We start from the raw sequence: 21,449 nt of genomic DNA, 5'->3' as shown, positions 1-21,449 counted from the left end.
GCGCATCCTGTGTCACTGTGTCGCATCCCCGCATGTTTGACATCTGCGCCGCAGCGCGTCTATGATTTGGTGGACGAGGGAACCTGGGATGCCGGAACCGCGGGAGTTTCTTTCTTCCTGGAAGGAGATCTCGGCCTATCTCAAACGGACCACCCGGACCTGCCAGAGGCTCGAGATCGAGATGGGGCTGCCCGTCCATCGGCTCGACGGCTCGCCGAAAGCCCGGGTCTTCGCCTACCCCGACGAGATCGACGCCTGGCTCGCCGACAAGGCCCGCGAGAGGACGCGGGAACGGGGCGGAGGGCGCCGGATCCTCTATTATGCCGCGGCCGCGCTGATCGTCATCGCCGCCGGCCTCGTCCTGGTCAAGGTCGCCGGCCGAAGGGGCCCGGCTCGGGAGCCGGGATCAACGGCCGACGCCAGGTCCGTCGCGGTCCTGCCCTTTGTCGATCTGAGCCCCGGTCCCGCCTCTGAGCCCGTGGCCGACGGCCTGGCCGACAGCATCATCAACACCCTCGGCCGGGTCCCCGAGCTCCGGGTGCCCGGCCGGACCTCCAGCTTCTGGTTCAAGGGCCGGAACGTCGATATCCGGGAGATCGGACGGAAGCTCAGCGTCAGGACCATCCTCGAGGGAAGCATCCAGGTCGTCGGGGAGGACCTCCGCGTGGCCGTCCAGCTGGTCAGCGCGGAGGACGGCTTCAAGATCTGGGCGAAGAGGTACGACCGCAAGACCCGCGACATCCTGGACGTCGAGGACGAGATCGCGATGTCCGTCCTGGAGCAGCTCAAGGTCAGGCTCCTGGCCGGGCAGGAGAAGCTCCTGCGCAAGCGTCCCACCGAGGACACGGAAGCCTACGGCCTGTACCTGAAGGGCCGCTATGTCCTGGGGCGCCCGGCGCCCGACGCGCCGCAAAGGGCGCTGGAATTCTTCGGAGCGGCGCTCGAGCGGGACCCCGGCTTCGCCCTGGCTCACAGCGGCGCGGCCTGGGCCTACGTGAACATGGCCAACCAGCTCGCGGCGCCGCCGCTGGAGGTGTTCCCGAAGGCCAAGGCCGCGCTCGAGAGGGCCATGGCCCTGGATCCCGGCCTGCCCGAAGCTTGCGCTTTGGACGCCGCCGTGAAGTTCTGGTTCGACTGGGACTGGAAGGGCGCCGAGCGGAGCTTCCGCCGGGCGCTTGAGATCAAGCCCGGCGATTCGTTGACCCGGGGCTGGTACTCCTGGTTTCTCGTGTCGAGGAGGCGGTTCGCCGAGGCCCGGACGGAGGCCGATCGCGCCATCGCGCTCGATCCCTTGATGCCGCTCTTTTATGCCCATTCCATGTCCGTCCGCGTGATCTCCGGCCGGTGCGAGGAAGCCCTGGCGGAATTCGCCAGGGCCCTCCGGATCGAGCCGAACTTCGGGTACGGCTACGTCTGGGCCGGGAATGCCTACATGCGGATGGGGCGCCTGGACGAGGCCCGGAAGATGCTGGAGAAGAGCCTGCCTCTCCCCCGCTCCCCCGGCTCGGCGGAAGCGGCGCTCGTCGCCTGCTATGCCAGGAAGGGCGACCGGCAGGGGGCCGAGAAGCTGCTCGAGCGGCTCCTCGAGGACTACAAGAAAGGTCCTATTTCCCCCGTTTACCTGGCCTGGGCGTGCGCCGCGGTCGGACGCCTGGACGAAGGTTTCGAATGGCTCGCGACGGCCGAGCGATATCGCGACTCGCAGATCCCCTTCATCCATGTCTACGCTGAGTACCTCGCGCCCGAAGCGGCCCGCGACCCCCGCTTCGCGGCCTTCGCCGACCGCCTCGGCCTTCCCCGGTGAGGTCGAAGCGGCCGCGGGCAGCGGCCGCGGGAAAAAGACCGGACGGGCTCAGTGGCGAAGGATCTCCCGGGCCTCCTTGAGCGTGTCATTACGGAGCAGGATCGCTCTTTTCAGATCCTGCCCGATACCCCCGGCGACGGAGGTTGCGCCCGTGATCCTGTTGCTGACGCCTTCGTCGTAAACGGTATTCGTGTCCATCCCCGAGCCGACGACGAGGTTGTCATGGGTCGTGGGATCAAAGTAGAAATGGCAATAGACCGGCGTGAAATCGTTGACATTGTTGCCCTGCATGGTTTCGTGGTGGGCGATTTCGAGGGCGCCCTCCGCGGTCTCCTCCCCGTACAGGCAGAAGGCCAGCTCTCCCGCCCCCGTGACCTTGTTCTGCCCGTAGAAATTCTTCTTGGCGTTGCTGAGCACCGCCCAGCGGCTGCCAGCCGCCATGGCGATCCTGTTCCGGCTGATGACATTTCCCGAGGCGTCGTCGGTCCGGAGGCTGATCCCCCGGTCGAGGATGTCCGTGAGCTCGTTGCGTTCGACGGTCGCGCCGATCGCCGGGCCGACGAGGAGGATGCCGCCCCAGCAGCGCGAGAGGACATTGCCGGAAATGACCGCGCCGAGGTAGGCCCTGTTCATCTCGATCGCCCAGGCGCCCGCCTCGGCGACAGTGTTGTCCCTGACGGCGACGTTCCTGGTCTGGCAGAAATAGAAGCCCAGCCCCGGGGAATGGACCCTGTTGCCCAGGCATTGGATAATCGTGCCCTCGGGCTGCCACTGCCAGTCTCGGCCCGGGCTCCAGTACCAGTCGACGAACAGGGCGATGTAGGGCCCGGTCATGTCGTTGTTCCTGACAAGGGCGTTCCCCCCGAGGTTGGACACGCTGACGGACTCCCGGTGCATGTCCCGGAAGACGCAATTAGCGACGGTCAGGTTCCGGAGATTGGGCTCAAAGACCTCGTCCCCGCTCGCGGGATCGCGGGAGCTCAGCCAGCCGCACCGGACCCCCCGGAGGAAGGTCTGGAAGAGCAGGCCGTCGAAGGTCACGTCATCGTTCAGGTCTTGGTCGATGACGGCGAAGGCGTTGATACCTTGGGCCAGGCTGGTCGTGCCGTCGATGCTCGGCCGGCCGACGAGGACCGCGCCGGGCGCGCCTTTGATCGTCAGCGTCTTGTCCAGGATGACGATCGCCCCGGTGTTTTCCCACTTATAAGAAAGGGGCGTATCGCTCCAATCGTACGTGCCCGCCAGGAAAAGGACCGTGTCCCCGTTCGCGGCCCCGTCGATGACCGCCTGGATGGCCGGGCGCCCCATGGACGGATCGACCGTCCAGGTCGCCGCCTGGGCCAGGCCGGAAGACGCCGCCAGTAAGGCGGCCGCCGCCGCGATCGGCAAGAGAAAATGCCGGAATCCACTCTGCTCCTTGGCCATGATCACCCTCCTTTTATAAGACAGACGGAATCCCCCCTCGGGATCACGCAACGATGAAGTCCTCCCCCCACGGCACCTCCTTTTCGGCGCGCCCCGACGCCGAAGGGAGCCCTGCTGCGGAATCTGCTGCCCGCCCGTCAAGAGAAGATATATCAATAGATAGAAGGCAGCCCGGCCGTTGTCAAGCGCCGGACGTTGAACCCGCGATCTTCGAGGCCGGGGCTCGAGATGGGAAAAAGCGGTGTGATCGCGGGCTTCGCGAAAAGAGCTTCGCTCCGGACACGGAGATCGCTGGAATGGGCATGACAGGCGCCAGGTGCACAAGGAGCCTGCCCGCTCCAGCCGGGGCCGGAGGCGCCGCTGAAGCTATTTTTTCAATTCGACCGTGGTCGCGCTCCCGGTCGTCTTGGCGTAGTCCTTGGTCGACTGGAGGTAGCTGACCGCCGTCTTCGTCGACTCCGGGCAGGCCTGGAAGCCATCGTTGAACGTCAGGCCAGCGGTCTGGAAGGCCTTGGCCCGCTCCGAGAACGACTGCACCGACGGCAGGGCGGTCTTGGCGGCCTCCTTGAGGGCCTTGCCCCCCGTTTTCGCGGCGGCTCCCAGCTTCTCGAACACCGACGGCATCTCCTGCAGGGTCGCGGCATAGGGCTCGAGCCCGGTGGTGCGGAACCGATCGACGCAGTCCAGCAGGTTGCCGAAGCCCGTCGAGACCGAGGCGAGACCGGCCGCGGTCTGGCCGATGGCCTGGGTTTTGCCGCAGCCGCAGTCGCTCTTTTCGAAGGGCAGCCCCACCAGGCTCGGCGGGTTGGACGGGGGCGTCGGCGGCAGCTCCGTCCCGGGCGTCGTGGCCCCGGGCGTGGTCGTCGTGCCCGGCGTCGTGGGCGTCGTGGCCGGGGTCGTCGCCGGAGGCGTCGTCTTCTTCGGATCGGACTTCGGCGCGGGCTTCGGCTTTTCCGGCTCGGTCGGCGGCTTCTTCTCCTGCGGCGGCGTCTCCGTTTTCCGGCAGATCTTCTGGCGCCGGGTGATGTCCTGCATGATCTTGTTCCAGTGGTCCATCCACTTGGCCGCCTCGGCCATCCTGTCGGTCTGGCCCTTGAGGTTGCCGAGGTGCTGGCCGAACTCCTGGGCCGCCTTGACGACGTCCTGCGCGTCGAAGACCGTCTGGGCGAACTGCTTGCCAGAGAACTCCGCGGCCAGGCCGGCCACGTCGACGCCGGAGTCCAGGGCCCCGGCGCCCGTGACAGCGTCGGTGAGGACGTCGGCGATGGCGTCGAGCTTGCCGATGACGTCGGCGACGCCTTTGGCCCCCGCCGTCACCGTCTCCCCGTACCCCGCCGCCGAGCCGACGACGGCGACAGCCGTCTTGCGGGCCAGCTGGGCGGTGGCCGTCGCGATCTTCTCCGAGGACTCCTGGAACTCCTTGGAATCCATGGCCGCCGAGAAGTCCTTGGCCGAGGCCTTCCAGGAGTCGGAGGCGATCTTCATCATCTCCTCGAGCTTGGCGATGGTCGCCTTGTCGCAATTGACGACGTCGACCTGGACGGCGGGGCCGAACCGCTCGCCGCACGATGTCCGGGCCTGGATGGCCGTCTTCCCCGGGCGCAGGCCCTGGAGGGCGACCGCGTTGCCCAGGTTGGCGAGGGACAGGACCGCCGGGTCGTCGGCGACGAAATCGAGCATGTCCGCCGCATCCGCGGGGAGGACCTTGATCGGAACCTCGAGGACGCCCGGCGTCTTCTTGCCGTCAATATCGTAGAGCGGGATCTCGGGGACGGCCGCGCCGCCGTTGACCGATTCGATGCGGACCGAGGCCACGGCGTGGGAGGCCTCGACGACCTGGCCGTCGGGGGTGGTGTATTCCACGAAGAGGGTCCCCCGGTCCGGCGATCCCGCGGTCAGCGTGGCCGCGGCGCCCTGGGACTGGATCTTCACCGCCTCCGGCGGAATGACGCGGAAGCTGTAGGTGCCGCCCGCCGGGGTGCCCGAGGCCGTCACCTGGCCCCGGCCGCCCTCTCCCAGCGTGAAGCAGCCGGCCAGCGTGACCTGGGCGGCGGCGGGCGGGGGCCCGAAGCTCAACGTGGCCCGGACGTCGACCGGGTACCTGATATCTGCCTCGGGATCGCCTTGGATGGTCCCCTGGTTCGTCTTGACGATCGAGGCCGCCCGCCGGATCTCGTCTTCGCTGAAACGGAACGTCAGGAGCCGGGCCGCCTCGTCGTCGGTGAAGCCGAGGCAATGGACGCCCGCGCCGATCTCGGTGACCGTCTGGAGCATCCAGCTGAACTTCAGGGTGGCCCCGGACGCAGTGCGTTCGAGCACCGCGTCCGTGTCGTCGGCGTAGGGGGCTTGCTTGCTGTAGCTAGATCCGTTCTTGGCGTTGAACTCATAGGCCCCGTCTCGGAGCGTCTCGGTCCAGGTATAGTCGAAATCGGGGTCCTTGGCCTTGCCTGAGCCCTTGATCTCCTTAGCGTAGAACGGCAGCCGCTCGCCCGCCTTGAGGCGGGCGAAGGCGCTCCACGAGAAAGGCGTGCCGTCCCAGGCCGGAAGGAGGGCATACCGCACCTCTCCCTTGGCGGACCAGTTCACTTCGCCGACCTGCGCGTTCTCCTCGAGCACGATGCGGAAGGCGATCGGCCGGGCGGGATCGTGCTGGGCCAGCCGCTTGAACTCCTGCGGGGGCGGGGGCGCGGCGGCCGGCAGGGGAACGGCAGCGGCCGAAAGGAGGGCCAGGAGGGCGCCGAGAAGCGCCGTGCGCGGCGCGGTGCGGGGGCGGCGGGATTGGCCGGCAGGGGCGAAGGGTGACATGGCCGGCATCATATCGGAAAGCCTTGACGGCGGTCAATAATGCGCGCCGCCGCGGCCGAGAGCCGGAGCGGACGGCGCCCCGGGCTACTTCTTCTCCGGATACAACGTGACCTGGACGTAGCGCTTGGTGTCGAAATACGTCTTCGCCGCGGCCTTGACCGAGCCCGTCGTCAGGAGCTTCAACGACTCGGGGAAGCGCAGGATCCCGGCCGGGTCCGTGCCCAGCCGGCTGCACTCGACGAGCTCGTCGAGCCACCAGCCGTTCTGGCGGCTGGCCGTCTCGTAATCGCGCGACTCGGCCAGGCGGTCCTCGGCGACCTCGGCCGCGGCGGGCCCCTTCTTCTGCAGCTTCCGGATCTCGGCGAAGATGGCCCGGGTCATCTCGTCCATCCGGGCCGGGTCGGTGCCCAGGTCGATCGACATCCGGAACTCCGGCCGCGGGATCCGGCCGTACGAGGGCCGGACGCTGACGTCGTAGGTGCCGCTCAGGGTCTCGCGCAGGAGCTTCCGCAGGCGCGTCTCGAGCACGTGGGCGGCGGCCCGGATATTGAGCCGGCCCGCGGCGTCGTCGCGGAAATCCCCCGAGAAGACGATGGCCGTCAGGCTCTTGGGCTCGACGCCCTTCTCGACCGTCCGCTTGACCACGCCCTCGGGCGGCGCCACGCGCCAGTCCTTCCAGGTCTCCGTCCGGTGGAGCGACGGCAGCGAGGCCAGGTAGCGGCAGACGAGCGGCTCGATCTTCGCCAGGTCCAGGTTGCCGACGATGACGAACGTGAAATCGCTCGCGTCGGCGAAGCGGTCGCGGTAGAAAGCCAGGGACTTCTGGAGGTCCATCTGCGGGATCTCGTCCACGGTCATCGGCCGGAACCGGGGCTGGTCCCGCTGCAGTGTCGTCCGCAGGGTGTCCGAGAACACGGTCTCCGGGCTCTTGGTCCGGTTCTCGAGGACGCTCTTCAGGTGGGACTTGAAGACCTCGAAGACGACGGGGTCCGGCCGCGGCGCGGTGAAGGTCAGGTAAACGAGCTGGAAGAGCGTCTCCGCGTCGCGGGGCGAGGCGCTGCCCGACACGCCCTCCTCGAGCTCGCCGATCGACGGATCGATGCCGACGGCCTTGCCGGCCAGCTTCTTCTCCAGGTCGACGGCGCTGAACGCGCCGAGGCCGCCGGCGGGCACGACCTGGTCGGCCGTGTTGGCGGCGATGAGGTTCCGGTCGTCGGCGAGCGAAACGCCGCCCGCGCTCGTGGCCCGGAAGAGGATCTCGTCCTCCTTGAAGGTCGTGGGCTTCAGGACGACGCGGGCGCCGTTGGAGAGCGTCCACTCGATGACGCCGGCCGCGGGGATCTCGCGGCGGGCCGTGATCGTCCCGGGAGCCGGCTCCTGGGCGATGAGCGGCGCGTCGGTCGCCGTGTCTTCGTAGGCCGTGAGCGGCTGGGCCTTGACCTCCTCGAGAACGGCCCGCAGGCCGGCCTCGGTCGGGACCGGGACGGAGGGCTTGTCCGGGAAGCTGGCCATGACCACGCGGTTGCGGTCGGTCATCCACTCGCGGGCCAGGGCGTTTACCTCGTCGAGGGTGATGCCGGGCAGGAACTGCTTGTGCAGGTTGTATTCGTACTGGATGCCGGGCGTCGGCTCGCCCTCGAGGAAGGCCCGGGTGAACTCCTCGGCGTAGGAGCTCGAGTCTTCGGTCTCCTTCTCGGCCAGGGCCCGCTCGAAGTAGCGGAAGGCCGCGGCCTTCCGGCGCTCGAGCTCGGTCGCGGTGAACCCGAAGCGGGCCACCCGCTCGCCTTCCGCGTAGAGTGCCCGGAGGCCGCGCGGGATGCCGCCGTCGACGACGAGCGCCGAGAGGGCGTAGGCGTCCTTGGAGCCGACGAAGCGGCCGCGGCTGGAGGCGGCGCCGAGGAACGGCGGATCGGGCTTCTGGGCGATCTCGGCCAGCCGCTCGTTGATCATGTCGTTGAACAGCCGCTCGACCAGCATGCGGCGGTAGGCCCCGACGGTGCTCTGGTCGGCGGCCGGAAGCTTGTGGTATACGGCCACGACGCTCCGGGAAGCCTCCTTGTCGGGGGCCAGGGCGAAGAGCGTGCCGTCGTGGTCCGGCACGGGGTACTCGGGGCGCGGCGGGGCGCCGGGCGGCGTCGCGAGCGGCCCGAAGTGCTTCTTGATCTGGTCCTCGATCCGGGCCCGGTCGAAATCGCCCACGGCGATGACGGCCATCAGGTCCGGCCGGTACCAGGTCCGATAAAAGCGCTTGAGGGTGTCGTAGGAGAAGTTGGCGATGATCTCGGGCTTCCCGTCGGGAAGGCGCTCGGCGTAGCGCGAGCCGGCCAGCAGGATGGGGATCTGCTTGTCACGGATGCGGGCGTCGGCGCCCTGGCCGAGCCGCCACTCCTCCAGGATGATGCCGCGCTCCTTGTCAACGGCCTTGGGGTCGAAGGTCACGTTGTGGGCCCAGTCCTCGAGGATGAGGAAGGCGTTGTCGAGGACGGCCGGCGAATCCATCGGGATCTGGAGCATGTAGATCGTCTGGTCGAAGCCGGTGAAGGCGTTGAGGTCGGAGCCGAAGCGCATGCCGATCGATTCCATGAAATCGACCAGTTTCTGCTTGGGGAAATGGGTCGTGCCGTTGAAGGCCAGGTGCTCGACGACGTGGGCCAGGCCGCGCTGGTCCTCGTCCTCGAGGACGGAGCCGGCCTGGACGACCAGGCGCAGCTCGGCCCGGTTCTTCGGCTCCCGGTTCTCGCGGATCCAGTAGCGGAGGCCGTTGGGGAGACGGCCGACCGTGATGCGGGGATCGACCGGGATCTTCTGGTCGAGGGCGTAGAGGTCGGTCTGGGCGGCCGCCGGGGCGATGGCGGGCGAGGCGGCGGGCGCGGAGGTCTGGGCGGCCGAGAAGGGCGCCAGGACCGAAAGGACCAGCAGGACCGAAAGGATGGCCAGGAGGGTTCTGCGCAGCTTGTTCATCCCCTCCATCATACACTATTTATCTGTCCGGGCGGCCGGGGGCGTCGCATAGCAGCTGACGGTGCGGAGGAAGAGGGTCCGTTCCAGGCCCCCTTTGGGCGGGGGCAGGGTGAAGGTCAGGAGGGCGGGCTGGTCCTCGGGCCCGATGAGGAATGTGGTGCCGTCCTCGGCCGCAAGCGCCAGCAGAACCTCGGCCGCGTCCGGGCCGTCCACGTCCCCGGCGTCAATGTCCGTCCGCTCGACGGGGCCGTCCGCGCCGAAATCGAGGGCCAGGCGGTCGACGAGCCAGTATCTGGCCGGCGGGGAGAGCTTGAGCCAAACCTTGTCGGTGCCGATGTCGTCCAGGTCGAGGTTATAGATCATGTCGCCGGCGGGAAGCGGCCCGCCGGCCAAGAGCGCCTGCCCGGTCTGCCAGCCGAAGGCTGTCAGCAGCTGGACCCGGACGCGGCCGTACTCCCATTCCTCGTAGCCGGGCCGCAGGGACTGCGGGAGCCGCTGTGGCCGCGATGGTAGCGGCGCCTGACCCTTATCCTTGTCATTCTTCCTCTTCTTATGATCGTTATGATCGGCCTGGCCCGGAGACGGGGCCGGCGGAGACGGGGCGGGCGAAGCGGCCAGCCGGGCCTTGACCTCTCGGGCGAATTCGGCGCGCCATGAAGAATTCGCGGCGGCGACAATGAGCTTCGCTCGGCGGGCGTCCTTCGGCCGGGGGAACGAGAGCGTGATCTCGTCCCGTGACGGCGGCGCCGCGGCCGGCGCCGCCTCCCCGTCGGCAGTCCGCCAGAAGACGCCGTCCCGGGCCGAGACGAGATTCTTGATGTCCCGGCCGTTCCTGGCCGTGGCCGTTTCGGGGGCGACGGGGGCGGCACAGCCGCGCATGGCCCCACGAACGTCGGGGAAGACGCCCACCCCGGGGGCATGGTCGACGACGACGAGCTTGGCTTCATCGACCCCCCGCGTCACGCCGGACGGATTGCCGAGCCGGATCCGGAGCTTGCCGTCCGCGTCCGGCGCGGCATCGACGGGCGTCCATTCCATGGCCCAGAACTCCGTTTCCGCGGCCGTGTCGTACGATTTGTCCATTTCCAAGAGCGCGGCGTTGGACCCCCGGCGGCCTATCTTCCCGTTCGCGCCGCCCCCTTCGGACTTGAACATCCAGTTGAGCACATCGACCGTGGCTTCGACTTCCGTGGCGAGGGCGTCCTCATCCTCGCCGGGGAACACGGCGTCGATGGCAAAAACGCCCACGAAGACGACGACGCCGGCAAGCGCCTTGAGGACCGAGGCCGGTCCGTTGATCTTCCGGACCCTGGCCCGCATGATCCGGTCGAGGGGGATCCACCTGACCTTGACCGCCTGACACTTGATCTTGTCGCCTTCGGCCCGGCTGGAGACGACCCGGAAGCGGCTGCCGTCTTTCAGCACGACCTTCGGACCGGTCCCGCCGCCGGTGATATCGGCGATATCGAGCGGGTCGATGGTGTAGGTCAGATGCAGGTTGCCGACCAACGCCCCGTTCTTGACTGCGGGCGGATCGCTGGCCGCGAAGGTGATGCTCTCGTCGGCCGTCTGCACGCTGATGATCTTCCCGCGCCGGCCCTTGGCGGCCAGGGCCCGGCCGTCCATGTCCTTGAACTTGTAGACCGAGCAGGCCGCCGCCAGGCTGACCGCGGACAGGACGGCGGCCAGCATCCGGAGGTTCTCCATTGTTCGCGCCCTTCCGACGCTCGCGCTCATGCCGGGCCTCCGTTACTCCTACTCCGTTATCATAATGGCCCTCGGTCGTCAGTCTGTCAATGTTCGCCTTGGCTAACGCATTTTGCTGTCACCAAATGAGTTAGCACATCTGGGCAGGCCGGTAATCAGTTTGAATCGGCTCTTTTTTGGCCATTTTTCCGTTTCTTATGTCGGTAAGAAGATCCGTTCTTTTTACGGGCGAAAAACCGGATCTAAAGCTGAAGGGCTCCTGCCGGAACAGCTGTATCCTTATTAATTATTGCCTGATACGTTAGCCAAGGCTCGATTTATCAGCAAGGCTCGATTTATCAGCTATCTTGCCGCGAAAGACATCAATGCGGGAGCGGACGGCCTGTTCGAGATGCTTAAGCTCTACGCGGCCGACGGCGGGTTTGCCACCACGGGCGGCTACAAGCCGATGCACGGCGGCTATGATTTCGGCGGCGACGTCATCTATCAGATCGCCCCCTGGATCGGCATCGGCGCGGGCGCCGGCTGCCTGAGGTCCCCGCGGTCCTCGACCATGACGACCATGGTCGGAACGGAGTCGCTGATCGTCACCGGCAAGCCGGTCGTCTCGGCCGTGCCCGTCCGGCTCGCCGGTACAAAAACCGGTTTTTGCGGGCAAAAACCAGTATCCAAAGCTGAAGGCCTGCTTCGGGAACGAACGTATTTTATTTATTTTGTAATGGTTGCGTTAGCCAAGGCGCACACTTAACGATCCCCGAATCCGGGGGCATGGCCAGCCTGTTCGTGGTTTCGAATACCCCTCCCGCCGCGACGGACCCCGTCCAAGAGCCCAAGATCGACCTCAGCGGCTTCAGCATCCAGGCCGGCATCCATTTCCGCTTCTGATTTCCCGGCGCATTCCCGTTTCCCCGCGGCCCGGCCGAACTGAAAGACCGGGCCGCGGGGATCATCGTCCGTTCGGCCTCGGGGGTCGTGCGGCCCCTTGATCCTGCCCCCGGCGAAGAAGCCCGGCTCCGCCGCGCTTGACTCCGCCGGGCGGGTCCTCTTTAATAGGGGCGTTCCCCGAAAGGAGGCCCACCCATGGTCAGCAGAAAAAGAGCCGCCGTCCTCGTCGTCGCCCTGATCGTCCTGGCCGTCGCCGCGATGATCATCCTATTCAAAGGCCGAGCCGCGGCGCAGGAGACGGTCTTCAAGCCCCGGCCGAAAGCGACGGCCGGCCAAGCCCAGCCCGCTCCGGGCGTCGAGCCCCGGCCCCAGCCGGCCGTCGTCGGACAACCCATGTCGGATTTCACGCTCCCCGTCTATCAGGGCGGCGCGCTGACGCTGTCGTCGCTGCGCGGCAAGAACGTCCTCCTCCTCTTTCCCCGGGGCTGGGCGGCCGAGAACTATTGGTGCACGATCTGCAACTACCGCTATGTCGAGCTGGCCGAACTCGAGAAGGCGCAAAGGATCCGGGAGAAGTACAACGTCGAGATCCTGGTCGTCTTCCCCTATCCCCGGGACGTCATCAAGGCCTGGCTCGAGGCCCTGCCGGGCCAGCTCGAGATGATCCGGGCCACGAAAAACCCCGCCGATCCGTCCCTGCTCGACGAGAAGGGCCGGGCCCGCATGGACCGCTTCCGCCAGCTCTTCCCCGGCGACTATTCGCTCGAGAAGGGCGCGATCCTGACGCCGTTCCCGATCCTGGTCGACGGCGAGGAGACGCTTTCCAAGCGGCTGGACCTCTTCCGGACCGAGTGGGGCGGCGGCAAGGCCGCCCAGAACATCCCCAGCGTCTACATCATCGACGCCAACGGCGTCCTCCAGTTCAAGTACATCGGCCAGAACACGGTCGACCGTCCGAGCTACGGCTACCTCCTGAAGGTTCTCGAGGTCATCAACTCGGTGAAGTAGCCGATTTTCGCTCCCCTCCGGCGACTAAACAGGTGATCGAACAGGTGGAGGACGCGATGGGAAAGACCGTCTGCGCCGTTCTGGCCGTCCTTTTTGTCGCCGCGGCCGCGGGCCTGGCCGACAACCAGCCGCGGGTCGGGCCTCCCCCGCCCCGGACCGAAGCCCCGACGCTCCGGCCGGCCGCCGACTATGTCTGGATCTCCGGCTTCTGGAAATGGACCGGCATCAACTATGAATGGGTCGAGGGCCGCTGGGTCAAGGGCAAGCCGAACAGGATCTGGGTCCCGGGGACCTGGAGCCGGGTCGGCGCGCGCTGGGTCTGGAAGCCCGGCAAGTGGGCCAAGCCGCCCAAGCCGCCCAAGCCTCCCAAGCCGCCGCAGGGGCCTTCTGCTTCCTGTTGACACGAGCCCGCCGCCGGACCTATAGTCGTCCGCGAAAAGCAACCGTTTCCCGGAACGCACGATCCTCGCCGGCGGCCCGTCCACGCAAAAGGGCCGTCAGGCCAAGGAGGCCCGCCCCATGGAAGCTGAGACGATCAAGGTTTACCGGTCCCGCTGGTCCGTGCTCGCCGTTTTCGTGGTCATGGCCGCGATGACCCAGGTCCTCTGGCTCACGTTCGCGCCCATCACCGGCCCGGCCGCCGCGTTCTACGGGCGGTCCGACCTGATGATCGGGCTCCTGTCCATGGTCTTCATGATCGTGTATATCCTGGCCGCGATCCCCGCGGCCTGGGCCATCGACACGTGGGGATTCAAGGCCGCGGCCGGGCTCGGGGCCGTCATCTCGGCCGTCTTCGCCCTCCTGCGCGGCTTCTTCGCCTCCAACTACACGGTCGTCCTGGCCGCCCAGGTCGGGATCGCCCTCGGCCAGCCGCTCGTGATCGGGGCCATCACCAAGGTCGCCGCGCGCTGGTTCCCGGCCCGCGAGCGGGCGACGGCGGCCGGGCTGGGGACGCTGGCGCTTTACGCCGGCCCCCTGGCGGCCATGCTCCTATCCCCCTATCTCTTCCTGCGTTCGGGGATGAAGGGCCTGCTCCTCGTTTACGGAGCGGCCATGGCCGCCGCCGCGATCCTGTTCCTCGCCGTGGCCCGCGAGCATCCGCCGACGCCGCCCGGCCCCGACGAGCGCGCCTTGATGCTCGACGGCCTCCGATCGATGCTGCGGCAGCGCGACTTCCTGCTGCTCCTGGCCGTCTTCTTCGTCGGCCTGGGCCTCTTCAACGGCGTCTCGACCTGGGTCGAGAACATCGTCCGGCCGCGGGGCTTCACGATCTCCCAGGCCGGCGTTCTCGGCGCCCTGATGCTGGCCGGAGGCATCGCCGGCGCGATCGTCATACCCCTCGTTTCGGACGGCGTCCGGCGGCGTAAGCCGTTCATCGTCCTGGCGCTCGTCGGCCTCCTTCCCGGCCTCCTGGGAATGACCTATGCCACCGCGGCCTGGCTGCTGTTCCTGTCGGGGTTCGCCTTCGGGTTCTTCCTGCTGAGCGCCGGCCCCATCGCCTTCCAGTACGCGGCCGAGATCACCTATCCGGCCCCGGAGGGCACGTCGAACAGCCTGCTCATCCTGATGGGCCAGGTCTCGGGCGTCCTCTTCATCGTCGGCCTGGACGCGCTCAAGGACCGGGCGACCGGATCCATGACCAGGCCGCTCCTTCTCCTGGCCGGGCTCATGGTCGCCGCCGCCGGTCTGGCCGCCGTCCTGGGCGAGTCGCCGGTCGCGGAAAAGAAGGTGAAGAAGGGGCGCGGGGCGGTCGCTCAGTCCGGCGACGTCAGCGCCTTGTAGCAGAACGTCGTGTAGTGCTTGACGACGTCGGCGATGACCTCGTCCTTGTCCATCCGCAGCACCTTGAAGGGGAACAACCCGGGCATGAAATCCTCGTCCGTCGTCTGATATTCAGCCTTGGGGGTCTGGCGGGTCCGGATCTGGAGCTTGAGCCGCAGCTCGACGGAATTCTTGGGCAGGGCGATGCGGTAGTGGAACTGCTCGTCCTTCAGGCCGGGGAAGCAGATGGCGAAGCGGATGCTGCGGCCCTTGGTCTTGACGTGCGCGGATTTGATCTTGTACTGGCCGAGCTCGTCGGTCAGGGCCTCGAAGGCCGGCTCGGCGATGAACTCGCAGAACTGGTCGAACTGGGCGACCGTCTCGGCCTGGCAGAGCTCAATGACCCGGACGTTCTCGAAGTGGTTGGCGAGTTCCTTCTTCCAATCGACTTTGCCCATCGTGGTCTCCGCGCGCGGGGATTTTCAGTATGATAGCACAATCGTCGGGGCCGGCAAAGCGGCGGAGGAAGTGCCGGCTGAGGTCAGCAAAAGGGGGGTGATGATTGGAAAATTGAGGGAGCCCTCTCCAGCCGGCGAAAGAGAGCCGATGCCATTCTATTAAAAGGCGCGGGCAAAAAGCAAGGAAAATATTTCGCGGCGGAAACGGGGGCGCAACGGACAAGTGCCGGCTGTTTTTTTTAACAGCAGAAAAGGGGGAAAATGGAGTATTTCATGGGGTTGAAGTTTTCTCCAGCCGGCGCAAGAAAACTTGACTATATTATAGCCGTTTAACGGAAAAAAGCAAGCGGCCGGCGCGTTCGGGCCGCCGTCAGGCGGCCCGGAGCAGGAAGACGCGGAGGTCCATGACGTTCGTCCCGGTCGGGCCGGTGACGATCAGGCTCCCCGTCTGCTTGAAGAAGCCGTAGGAATCGTTGTCGTCGAGGTATTCGGCCGGATTGAGGCCCAGGGCGCGGGCCGTCCGGACGGTCCGCGGGTCGGCCCAGGCCCCGGCCGCGTCGGTCGGACCGTCGATGCCGTCCGTGCCGATGCTCAGGATGAGCCAGTCGAGCCCCTCGACCCCGGCCTTCTCCAGGTCGGCCAGCGAGGCCAGGACGAACTCCATGTTGCGGCCGCCCCGGCCGCGCCCCTTGACCGTGACGGTCAGCTCGCCGCCGGCCAGAAGGCAGAGCGGGCGCGGCAGGCTGGACGCCGAACAGGCCAGCTCGGCCAGGAACGCGGCGTAGCCGGCGGCCGTCTTCCGGGCCTCCCCGCCGTCGCCGGCCGACAGGAAGACGGCCTCGAAGCCCAGCTTCTCCGCTTCGTGCTTGGCGGCGCGCAGGGCGGTCATGTTGTCGCCGATGACGAAGCTCGAGACCCGGTCGAAGGCCGGGTCGCGCTCCTTGAGCGTCTCCGGGACCCGGCCGCGCTCGCCGTCCTCGATGCGGGCCCGGACCATGGCCGAGGCCCCGTCCCAGAGCCCGCAGCGCTCGAGGACGGCCCGGGCGTCGGCGAAGGTCGAGTTGTCCCAGTGCGTCGGCCCCGAGGCGATCGTGCCGAGGTCGTCCCCGACCACGTCGGAGATGGCCAGGGTGACGACCGCCGCCGGGAAGGCCGCCCGGGCCAGCTGCCCGCCCTTGATCTCCGAAAGATGCTTGCGGACGACGTTTATCTCCTGGATGGTCGCGCCGGCCCGGAGCAGGTCCTCGGTCAGCTTGCGCTTCTTCTCGAGCGCGATGCCCTCGGGCGGCAGGGCCAGGAGGGACGAGCCGCCGCCGGAGATGCAGACGAAGACGATGTCCCTCTCGCCGGCCCGGGCCGCGAACTCGAGGGCCCGCCGGGCCGCCTCGACGCTCCGCGCGTCCGGGATGGGGTGGGCGGCTTCCAGGTACTCGAGACGGGACGCCTCCTGGCCGGCCGGCCAGGGCACGACGACGAGGCCCGCGGTCAACTTTTCGTCGAGGATGCCGGCCAGGGCCTCGCCCATGGCCGCTGCGGCCTTGCCGAACGAGATGATGTAGACGTTCTCGGCCGCCCCCAGGTCGAATTCCTTGTCCCTGATCCGCAGGATCTCCCCTTGCCGCGCGACGCTCTCGCGGACGAGCCGCCACGGATCGACCGACTCCAACGCGGCCCGCCAGATGGCCTCGGCGTCCTCCGGGAAACCGCCCCGCCCCCGTATGGGATCGATCATGCCCGTACTATAGCCCAAACCGGCCGGGCCTCCAAGAGCGCTTCAAGAGCGCGCCGCCCGGGCCGTTTTTATGCTATAAAATAAAGGATGCGAAGCGTCCGCGCGCCGGTCCCGGTCCTCTTCCTGGCCCTGGCCTCGGCGCTCCTCCTCCCCTGCGCTCCCCTGGCCCCGGCCCAATCGTCCCGCGGCGGCGCCGCACAGGCCGGGACGGCGGCGGCCCCGCCCGGGGAGACGCAGGATTTCGAGCAGCGCCTGGCCCGCATCAACGGGCAGATCCGGGACCTCCGGGCCCGCCTCGAGGCCGAGACCAGGCAGGAAACGACCGTCCTGACGTCCCTGGCCCGGATCAACCTCAACAAGGGCATCGTCGAGCGGGAGCTGGCCGCGCTGAACGTCGAGCTGGAGCGCGGCCGGGCCGACTTGGCCGTCATCCAGGAGAACATCCGCGCCATCCGGGCCAAGGTCGGCCTGCAGCGGGAGTCCCTCGACCGGACGCTGGTGACGCTCTACAAGTTCGGCCGCGTCGACTTCTTCCAGGTCCTCCTGCAGGCCCGGAACATCGAGACCTACGCGTCCGAGAGCAAGCACCTGTCGTTCCTGGCCCGCGGCCAGGACAAGGTCGTCGCGGAGTACCAGGCTTCCCTCGACGAGCTGCGGTCGGCCGAGTCGGCCCTCGAGAGCAAGCAGACGGACCTGGCAGCCACGGCCCGGGCCGCCAAGCTCAAGCGCCAGGAGCTCGACACCGAGGCCCGCAAGAGCGCGACCCTGGTCGAGGAGATCCGCAAGAACCGGACGACGTACCAGCAGACCCTCAGGGAGCTCGCGGACAGCGCCGAGGAGCTCCAGAAGCTCATGGCCAAGATCGCCAGCCAGGAGTGGGTCCTGCCGCCCGCCTGGGTCCCGCTCTACGAGCGGCGGGGCCGGCTGCCCTGGCCCCTGGAGGGCCGGGTCGTCACCGCGTTCGGCTTCGAGAAGAACCCGAATTTCAACACGGTCGTCATGAACAAGGGCGTCGAGATCGCGCCCGGCCGGGACAAGTCCCTTATCCTGGCCGTCCACCCGGGCAAGGTCGTCTATGCCGACTATTTCCAGGGCTACGGCAACCTCCTCATCGTCGACCACGGCATGAGCTATTACTCGCTTTACGGGCACTGTTCGGAGTTCCTGGCGGCGGCCGGCGACATGGTCCGGGCCGGCCAGCCCGTGGCCGTGGTCGGGGACACCGGGTCCCTCAAGGGCGAGTGCCTCTATTTCGAGATCCGCTACAAGACCAAGGCCCTCGATCCCTTGCAATGGCTGAAGCGGAGATGATAAAATGGATGTTCAACCTGCCATGAAGGTTCCGAGATACCGCTGGTTCCTTTGGGCGGCCGCCCTGGCCGCGGCCTTGTTCTTTGTCCTCGAGATGGGGTACCTGTCGCGCGGCCACGCCACGACATCGCCCCGGGGATTCGAGCTTCTCGACACCCTGATGAGCCACATCCGCAACGATTACCTCGAGGAGCGGGATCCCCTCCAGACGGCCGAAGGGACCTTCCGCGGCCTGGTCAACTCGCTGGACCCGCTCTCGGCCTATCTCTCCAAGGACCTCGTCGAGGGCTACAGGGCGCTGCCGGGCCGGCAGGCCGAGACGGGCCTCGTCGTCCTCAAGCGTTACGCCGCCTTCCCCCAGGTCGTGGCCGTCGCCGACAATTCCCCGGCCCAGGCCGCCGGGGCCCAGCTGGGCGACCTCATCACCGCCATCGGCGGCCGGAGCACGCTGGACATGAGCCTGGTCGAGGTCAAGATCATGCTGCGGGGAACGGACGAACGGCCGGTCGACATCCGCGTGCTCCGGGGCAACGACACCCACAACCTGTCCGTGGCCCGGGCCCGGCTCTTCCCGGCGCCGTTCACCTTCATCCGGGCGGCCGGCCAGCCGGCGCGGCTGCGCGTCCACCGCTTCGATGACGGCCTGGCCGCCGCGGTCGGGCGCGACGTGGTCCCGGCGTTCAAGGCCCGCAGGGCGCCGCTCGTCCTCGATCTGCGGGGCTGCCAGGACGGCGAGACCGCCGAGGCCGCCAAGCTCGTCAACCTGTTCGTCAAGGCCGCCGACGCGGGCCGCTTCGAGGGGCGCGACGGGGCCAGTGAGCCCGTTTCGTGCCCGGGCGAGGCCGAGCTCGGAACGATCCCCCTGGTCGTCTGGACCGATGCCGGCACGGCCGGTCCGGCCGAGCTCGCCGCCGGGCTCCTCCAGGAGGTGCGCAAGGCCCGGATCGTCGGCTTTGAGACCCCGGGACTGGTCGGCCGGACGACCCTCTTCCCGCTCAAGGACGACAGCGCCGTGCTGCTGACCGCGGGCGTCTTCCAGCTGCCGTCCGGCCGCAAGATCTGGAACGACGGCCTGGTGCCGGACGCGGCCATCCCGGCCGACACGCTCAACGACAAAACGTACCTCGAGAAGACCCTGCCTCTTCTGCCCAAGCTCTGACGACGGATGACGAAGAGGCTACTGCCCAAAGGTCGCCAAGCCTGGCCGGCCTTCACCCTGCTCACGGCCGTCCTGGCGGGGGCGGCGCTCGCCGCGACGATCTCGCTCGATTACCTGAACTCCCGCCGGGGCGATCGTTCCTACCTCTTCGGCGGCCCGGCCGGGGCGGCCGCCGCGCGCAGCGGCGCGGGGCCCGCCCGGGAGGCGGCCGGCAAGGCCGTTAAGGCCCCCGCGCCCGGCCCGGTCGCGGTCCGGGCCCTCGACGAGGTCATCGCCGCGACGCTGGCCGCGGCGGGCGTGTCCGATGATTCGGTCCTGCAGCTCAAGGGGCCCAAGGGCCGGCCGCTCTTCGAGGTCGAGATCCCGGCCGAGCTCTACGAGTCGCTCGGCCCCGCTGTCGAAAAGGCCCTCGGGGCCCAGGGCCTCCGCGTCCTCGACAAGAAGCGCAGCCCCGGCGAGGGCCGGACGGAGATCCTCTGGACCCTGCGCCGGCCGGCCAGGGAGGAGGCGGCCATCTCCTTCGTCCTGCCGGCCGGACCGCCGGCCCAACCGCCGCCCGTCCCGGCCGCCGCGAAAGAGCCGGCCGCGAAGCGCGCGCCGCGCGGCCAAGTCGCCCTGATCATGGACGACATGGGCAACAGCCTTGAGACGCTGGACGAGCTCGCGGCCCTGGGGCGGCCGATCACGATCTCGGTCCTCCCCTACGGGGCCCAGGCCGGCGAGACGGCCCGGATGGCCCACGAGAAGGGCCTCGAGGTCCTGCTCCACCTCCCGCTCGAGTCGGTCAACAACCACGAGGCCATGGCCAATACCGAGGGCCTGATCATGGCCATGATGACCGAGCCCGCGATCGTCGCCGCCTTCGAGGCCTGCTGCGACCGCGTCCCTTTCGCCGCGGGCACGAACAATCACATGGGCTCGCGCTTCACGGCCGAGCGGGACCTGATGCGGGCGGTCCTGAAGCCGATCAGGGAGCGCGGGCTGTTCTTCGTCGACAGCCGGACGACGGCCAAGACCGTGGCCCTGGAAGAAGCGCGCCGGATGGGCATCCCGGCGGCCCAGCGGGATGTCTTCCTTGACGCCGACGAGGACCGCGGCCGCATCCGCGGCCGGCTCGTCGAGCTGCTCCAGAAGGCCCGCAAGAAGGGCCGGGCGGTCGGCATCTGCCATCCCTTTCCCGAAACCCTGGCCGTCCTCAAGTCGAGCCTGTACCTCGTCGACGCCTACGGCCTCGAATTCGTTCCCGTCTCGAAGCTCGTCCGCTAGGGCCGGCCCCGGCCGGCCCGTTGTTGCGTGATCGCCCCGGGTCCGCTAATATACAGTCGTTAGAGAGGAGGAGCCTCATGAAGAGAATAGCCCCGTCCATCCTCGTCCTCGCGGCCCTGGCCCTGACGGCCCTGCCGGCCTGCAAGACGACGTCGAGCGAGGAGCTGAAGAGCTCGATCGAGATCGTCGACTATTCGTCCGCCTGGGTCTCGAAATATTACCAGCCCTGGCCGCCGAGGCTCATCCTCGTCCCCCAGATCACGTTCCGCGTCAAGAACATCGGCCAGAAGCCCATGACCTACGTCAACTTCAACGCCGTCTATCAGTTCAAGGGCGATCCGGAGAACTTCGGCGATTCCTTCAAGGCCGCCATCCGGGGCAAGGCCGTCCCGCCCGGCGGCACGAGCGACCTGATCGTCCTCAGGAGCAACCTCGGCGTCGACGGCAAGAACCTGGCCGGCATCCGCGACAACCCCGAATGGAAGCCGGCCTTCGTCCGCCTGTTCGCCATCTCCAAGGGGTCGACCCCTGTCCTTCTCGGCGTCTACGACGTCTCCCGGGACATCGACTTCAAGGAACCGGAACCCGTCGAGCCGAAGAAGTGACATGGGAGCGCTCGTTCCGACCAGGGTTTTCCTCGTCCGCGGCCTGGGCCGCCACGGGGAGAAGCTCGTCAGCTTCGAGAAGGCCCTGCGCGAAGCGGGCATCGCCCCGTACAACCTCGTCCGCGTCTCGAGCATCTACCCGCCCCACTGCCGCTACGTCGGCAAGGCGGCGGGCCTGAAGCTGCTCAGGGAAGGCCAGATCCTGTTCGTCGTCCTCAGCGAGAACGCGACCGAGGATCCGGGCGAGCTCGTCACGGCCTCGATCGGCATGGCCGTGCCCGACGACCCGTCGCGCTACGGCTATCTCGCCGAACACTCCGACAGCGGGAGGTCAGCCCGGGAGACCTCGCTCCACTGCGAGTACCTGGCCGCCGAGATGCTGGCCACCAAGCTCGGGCAGAAGCTCCGGGCGCCAGGACGGGCCAAGACCGCCGGGACCTTCCGGATCTCCAACGGCCTGTCGCTCAAGACGCGGAGCGTCACGCAGGGCGCGAGGGGCCAGAAGGGGCTGTGGACGACGGCCGTCGCCGCCGCCGTGCTGGTCTGCGAGGAAAGATAAGGC

Annotated in this window: 16 protein-coding genes; 10 read left to right on the top strand and 6 right to left on the bottom strand. The window is 68.0% G+C overall.

All coding sequences use genetic code 11. The features are described 5' to 3' along the window. Positions 1 to 88 precede the first annotated feature (88 nt). Entirely contained in the window at positions 89 to 1,804 is a 1,716-nt protein-coding gene (locus tag ABFD52_01330) for a tetratricopeptide repeat protein (protein MEN6559404.1), read from the top strand. Between the two features lie 48 nt (positions 1,805 to 1,852). Here ABFD52_01330 and ABFD52_01325 read toward each other — a convergent pair whose 3' ends face one another. The 4 genes from ABFD52_01325 to ABFD52_01310 all read right to left on the bottom strand — a co-directional run bounded on the left by ABFD52_01325 (position 1,853) and on the right by ABFD52_01310 (position 10,732). Continuing rightward, a complete protein-coding gene (locus tag ABFD52_01325) occupies positions 1,853 to 3,229 on the bottom strand; it encodes a right-handed parallel beta-helix repeat-containing protein (GenBank protein ID MEN6559403.1) in 1,377 nt (458 codons plus the stop codon). A gap of 366 nt (positions 3,230 to 3,595) precedes the next feature. Continuing rightward, a complete protein-coding gene (locus ABFD52_01320; GenBank protein ID MEN6559402.1) occupies positions 3,596 to 6,034 on the bottom strand; it encodes a hypothetical protein in 2,439 nt (812 codons plus the stop codon). An 84-nt stretch (positions 6,035 to 6,118) separates the two neighbouring features. Beyond that, complete coding sequence (locus ABFD52_01315; protein MEN6559401.1) at positions 6,119 to 8,995, bottom strand: insulinase family protein; 2,877 nt, start codon at positions 8,993 to 8,995, stop codon at positions 6,119 to 6,121. Between the two features lie 15 nt (positions 8,996 to 9,010). Beyond that, positions 9,011 to 10,732 (bottom strand): hypothetical protein, encoded by a 1,722-nt coding sequence (locus tag ABFD52_01310; GenBank protein ID MEN6559400.1) that lies wholly within the window; start codon positions 10,730 to 10,732, stop codon positions 9,011 to 9,013. A gap of 259 nt (positions 10,733 to 10,991) precedes the next feature. Here ABFD52_01310 and ABFD52_01305 point away from each other — a divergent pair, with 259 nt between their 5' ends. From ABFD52_01305 to ABFD52_01290, 4 genes are all read left to right on the top strand, one after another. After that, the gene (locus tag ABFD52_01305) at positions 10,992 to 11,450 is read left to right on the top strand and encodes a hypothetical protein (protein ID MEN6559399.1); all 459 of its coding nucleotides are present in this window, start codon (positions 10,992 to 10,994) and stop codon (positions 11,448 to 11,450) included. 332 nt (positions 11,451 to 11,782) lie between these two features. After that, positions 11,783 to 12,595 carry a redoxin domain-containing protein gene (locus ABFD52_01300; protein ID MEN6559398.1) on the top strand — a complete coding sequence of 271 codons (813 nt, stop codon included), beginning with the start codon at positions 11,783 to 11,785 and terminating at the stop codon, positions 12,593 to 12,595. Between the two features lie 56 nt (positions 12,596 to 12,651). Then, a complete protein-coding gene (locus ABFD52_01295) occupies positions 12,652 to 12,996 on the top strand; it encodes a hypothetical protein (protein ID MEN6559397.1) in 345 nt (114 codons plus the stop codon). Between the two features lie 118 nt (positions 12,997 to 13,114). After that, positions 13,115 to 14,377, top strand: a complete 1,263-nt coding sequence (locus ABFD52_01290; protein MEN6559396.1) for an MFS transporter — start codon at positions 13,115 to 13,117, stop codon at positions 14,375 to 14,377. Here ABFD52_01290 and ABFD52_01285 read toward each other — a convergent pair. Together ABFD52_01285 and ABFD52_01280 are read right to left on the bottom strand one after the other, a co-directional pair. Then, complete coding sequence (locus tag ABFD52_01285; GenBank protein ID MEN6559395.1) at positions 14,350 to 14,814, bottom strand: hypothetical protein; 465 nt, start codon at positions 14,812 to 14,814, stop codon at positions 14,350 to 14,352. The genes ABFD52_01290 and ABFD52_01285 overlap by 28 nt on opposite strands. Before the next feature lie 370 nt (positions 14,815 to 15,184). After that, positions 15,185 to 16,546: a glycerate kinase gene (locus ABFD52_01280; protein MEN6559394.1), complete on the bottom strand. Its 1,362-nt coding sequence runs from the start codon at positions 16,544 to 16,546 to the stop codon at positions 15,185 to 15,187. Positions 16,547 to 16,633: 87 nt separating this feature from the next. On the opposite strand from ABFD52_01280, the gene ABFD52_01275 reads away from it, so the two are divergent. The 5 genes from ABFD52_01275 to ABFD52_01255 all read left to right on the top strand — a co-directional run bounded on the left by ABFD52_01275 (position 16,634) and on the right by ABFD52_01255 (position 21,446). Then, on the top strand, positions 16,634 to 17,857 hold the full coding sequence (locus ABFD52_01275; protein ID MEN6559393.1) for a peptidoglycan DD-metalloendopeptidase family protein: 1,224 nt from the start codon (positions 16,634 to 16,636) through the stop codon (positions 17,855 to 17,857). Positions 17,858 to 17,879: 22 nt separating this feature from the next. Then, on the top strand, positions 17,880 to 19,016 hold the full coding sequence (locus ABFD52_01270) for a S41 family peptidase (protein MEN6559392.1): 1,137 nt from the start codon (positions 17,880 to 17,882) through the stop codon (positions 19,014 to 19,016). A gap of 6 nt (positions 19,017 to 19,022) precedes the next feature. Further along, a complete protein-coding gene (locus ABFD52_01265; GenBank protein MEN6559391.1) occupies positions 19,023 to 20,282 on the top strand; it encodes a divergent polysaccharide deacetylase family protein in 1,260 nt (419 codons plus the stop codon). Positions 20,283 to 20,359: 77 nt separating this feature from the next. Further along, positions 20,360 to 20,887, top strand: coding sequence for a hypothetical protein (locus ABFD52_01260; GenBank protein MEN6559390.1), 528 nt, complete (start codon positions 20,360 to 20,362; stop codon positions 20,885 to 20,887). A gap of 1 nt (position 20,888) precedes the next feature. After that, complete coding sequence (locus tag ABFD52_01255; GenBank protein MEN6559389.1) at positions 20,889 to 21,446, top strand: arginine decarboxylase, pyruvoyl-dependent; 558 nt, start codon at positions 20,889 to 20,891, stop codon at positions 21,444 to 21,446. The last annotated feature ends 3 nt before the right edge of the window (positions 21,447 to 21,449 follow it).

This window comes from Acidobacteriota bacterium (genome assembly GCA_039683095.1).
In the GTDB taxonomy this organism is placed as follows: domain Bacteria; phylum Acidobacteriota; class Aminicenantia; order Aminicenantales; family Saccharicenantaceae; genus RBG-16-66-30.
This window is presented reverse-complemented; position numbering and strand designations above follow the sequence as displayed.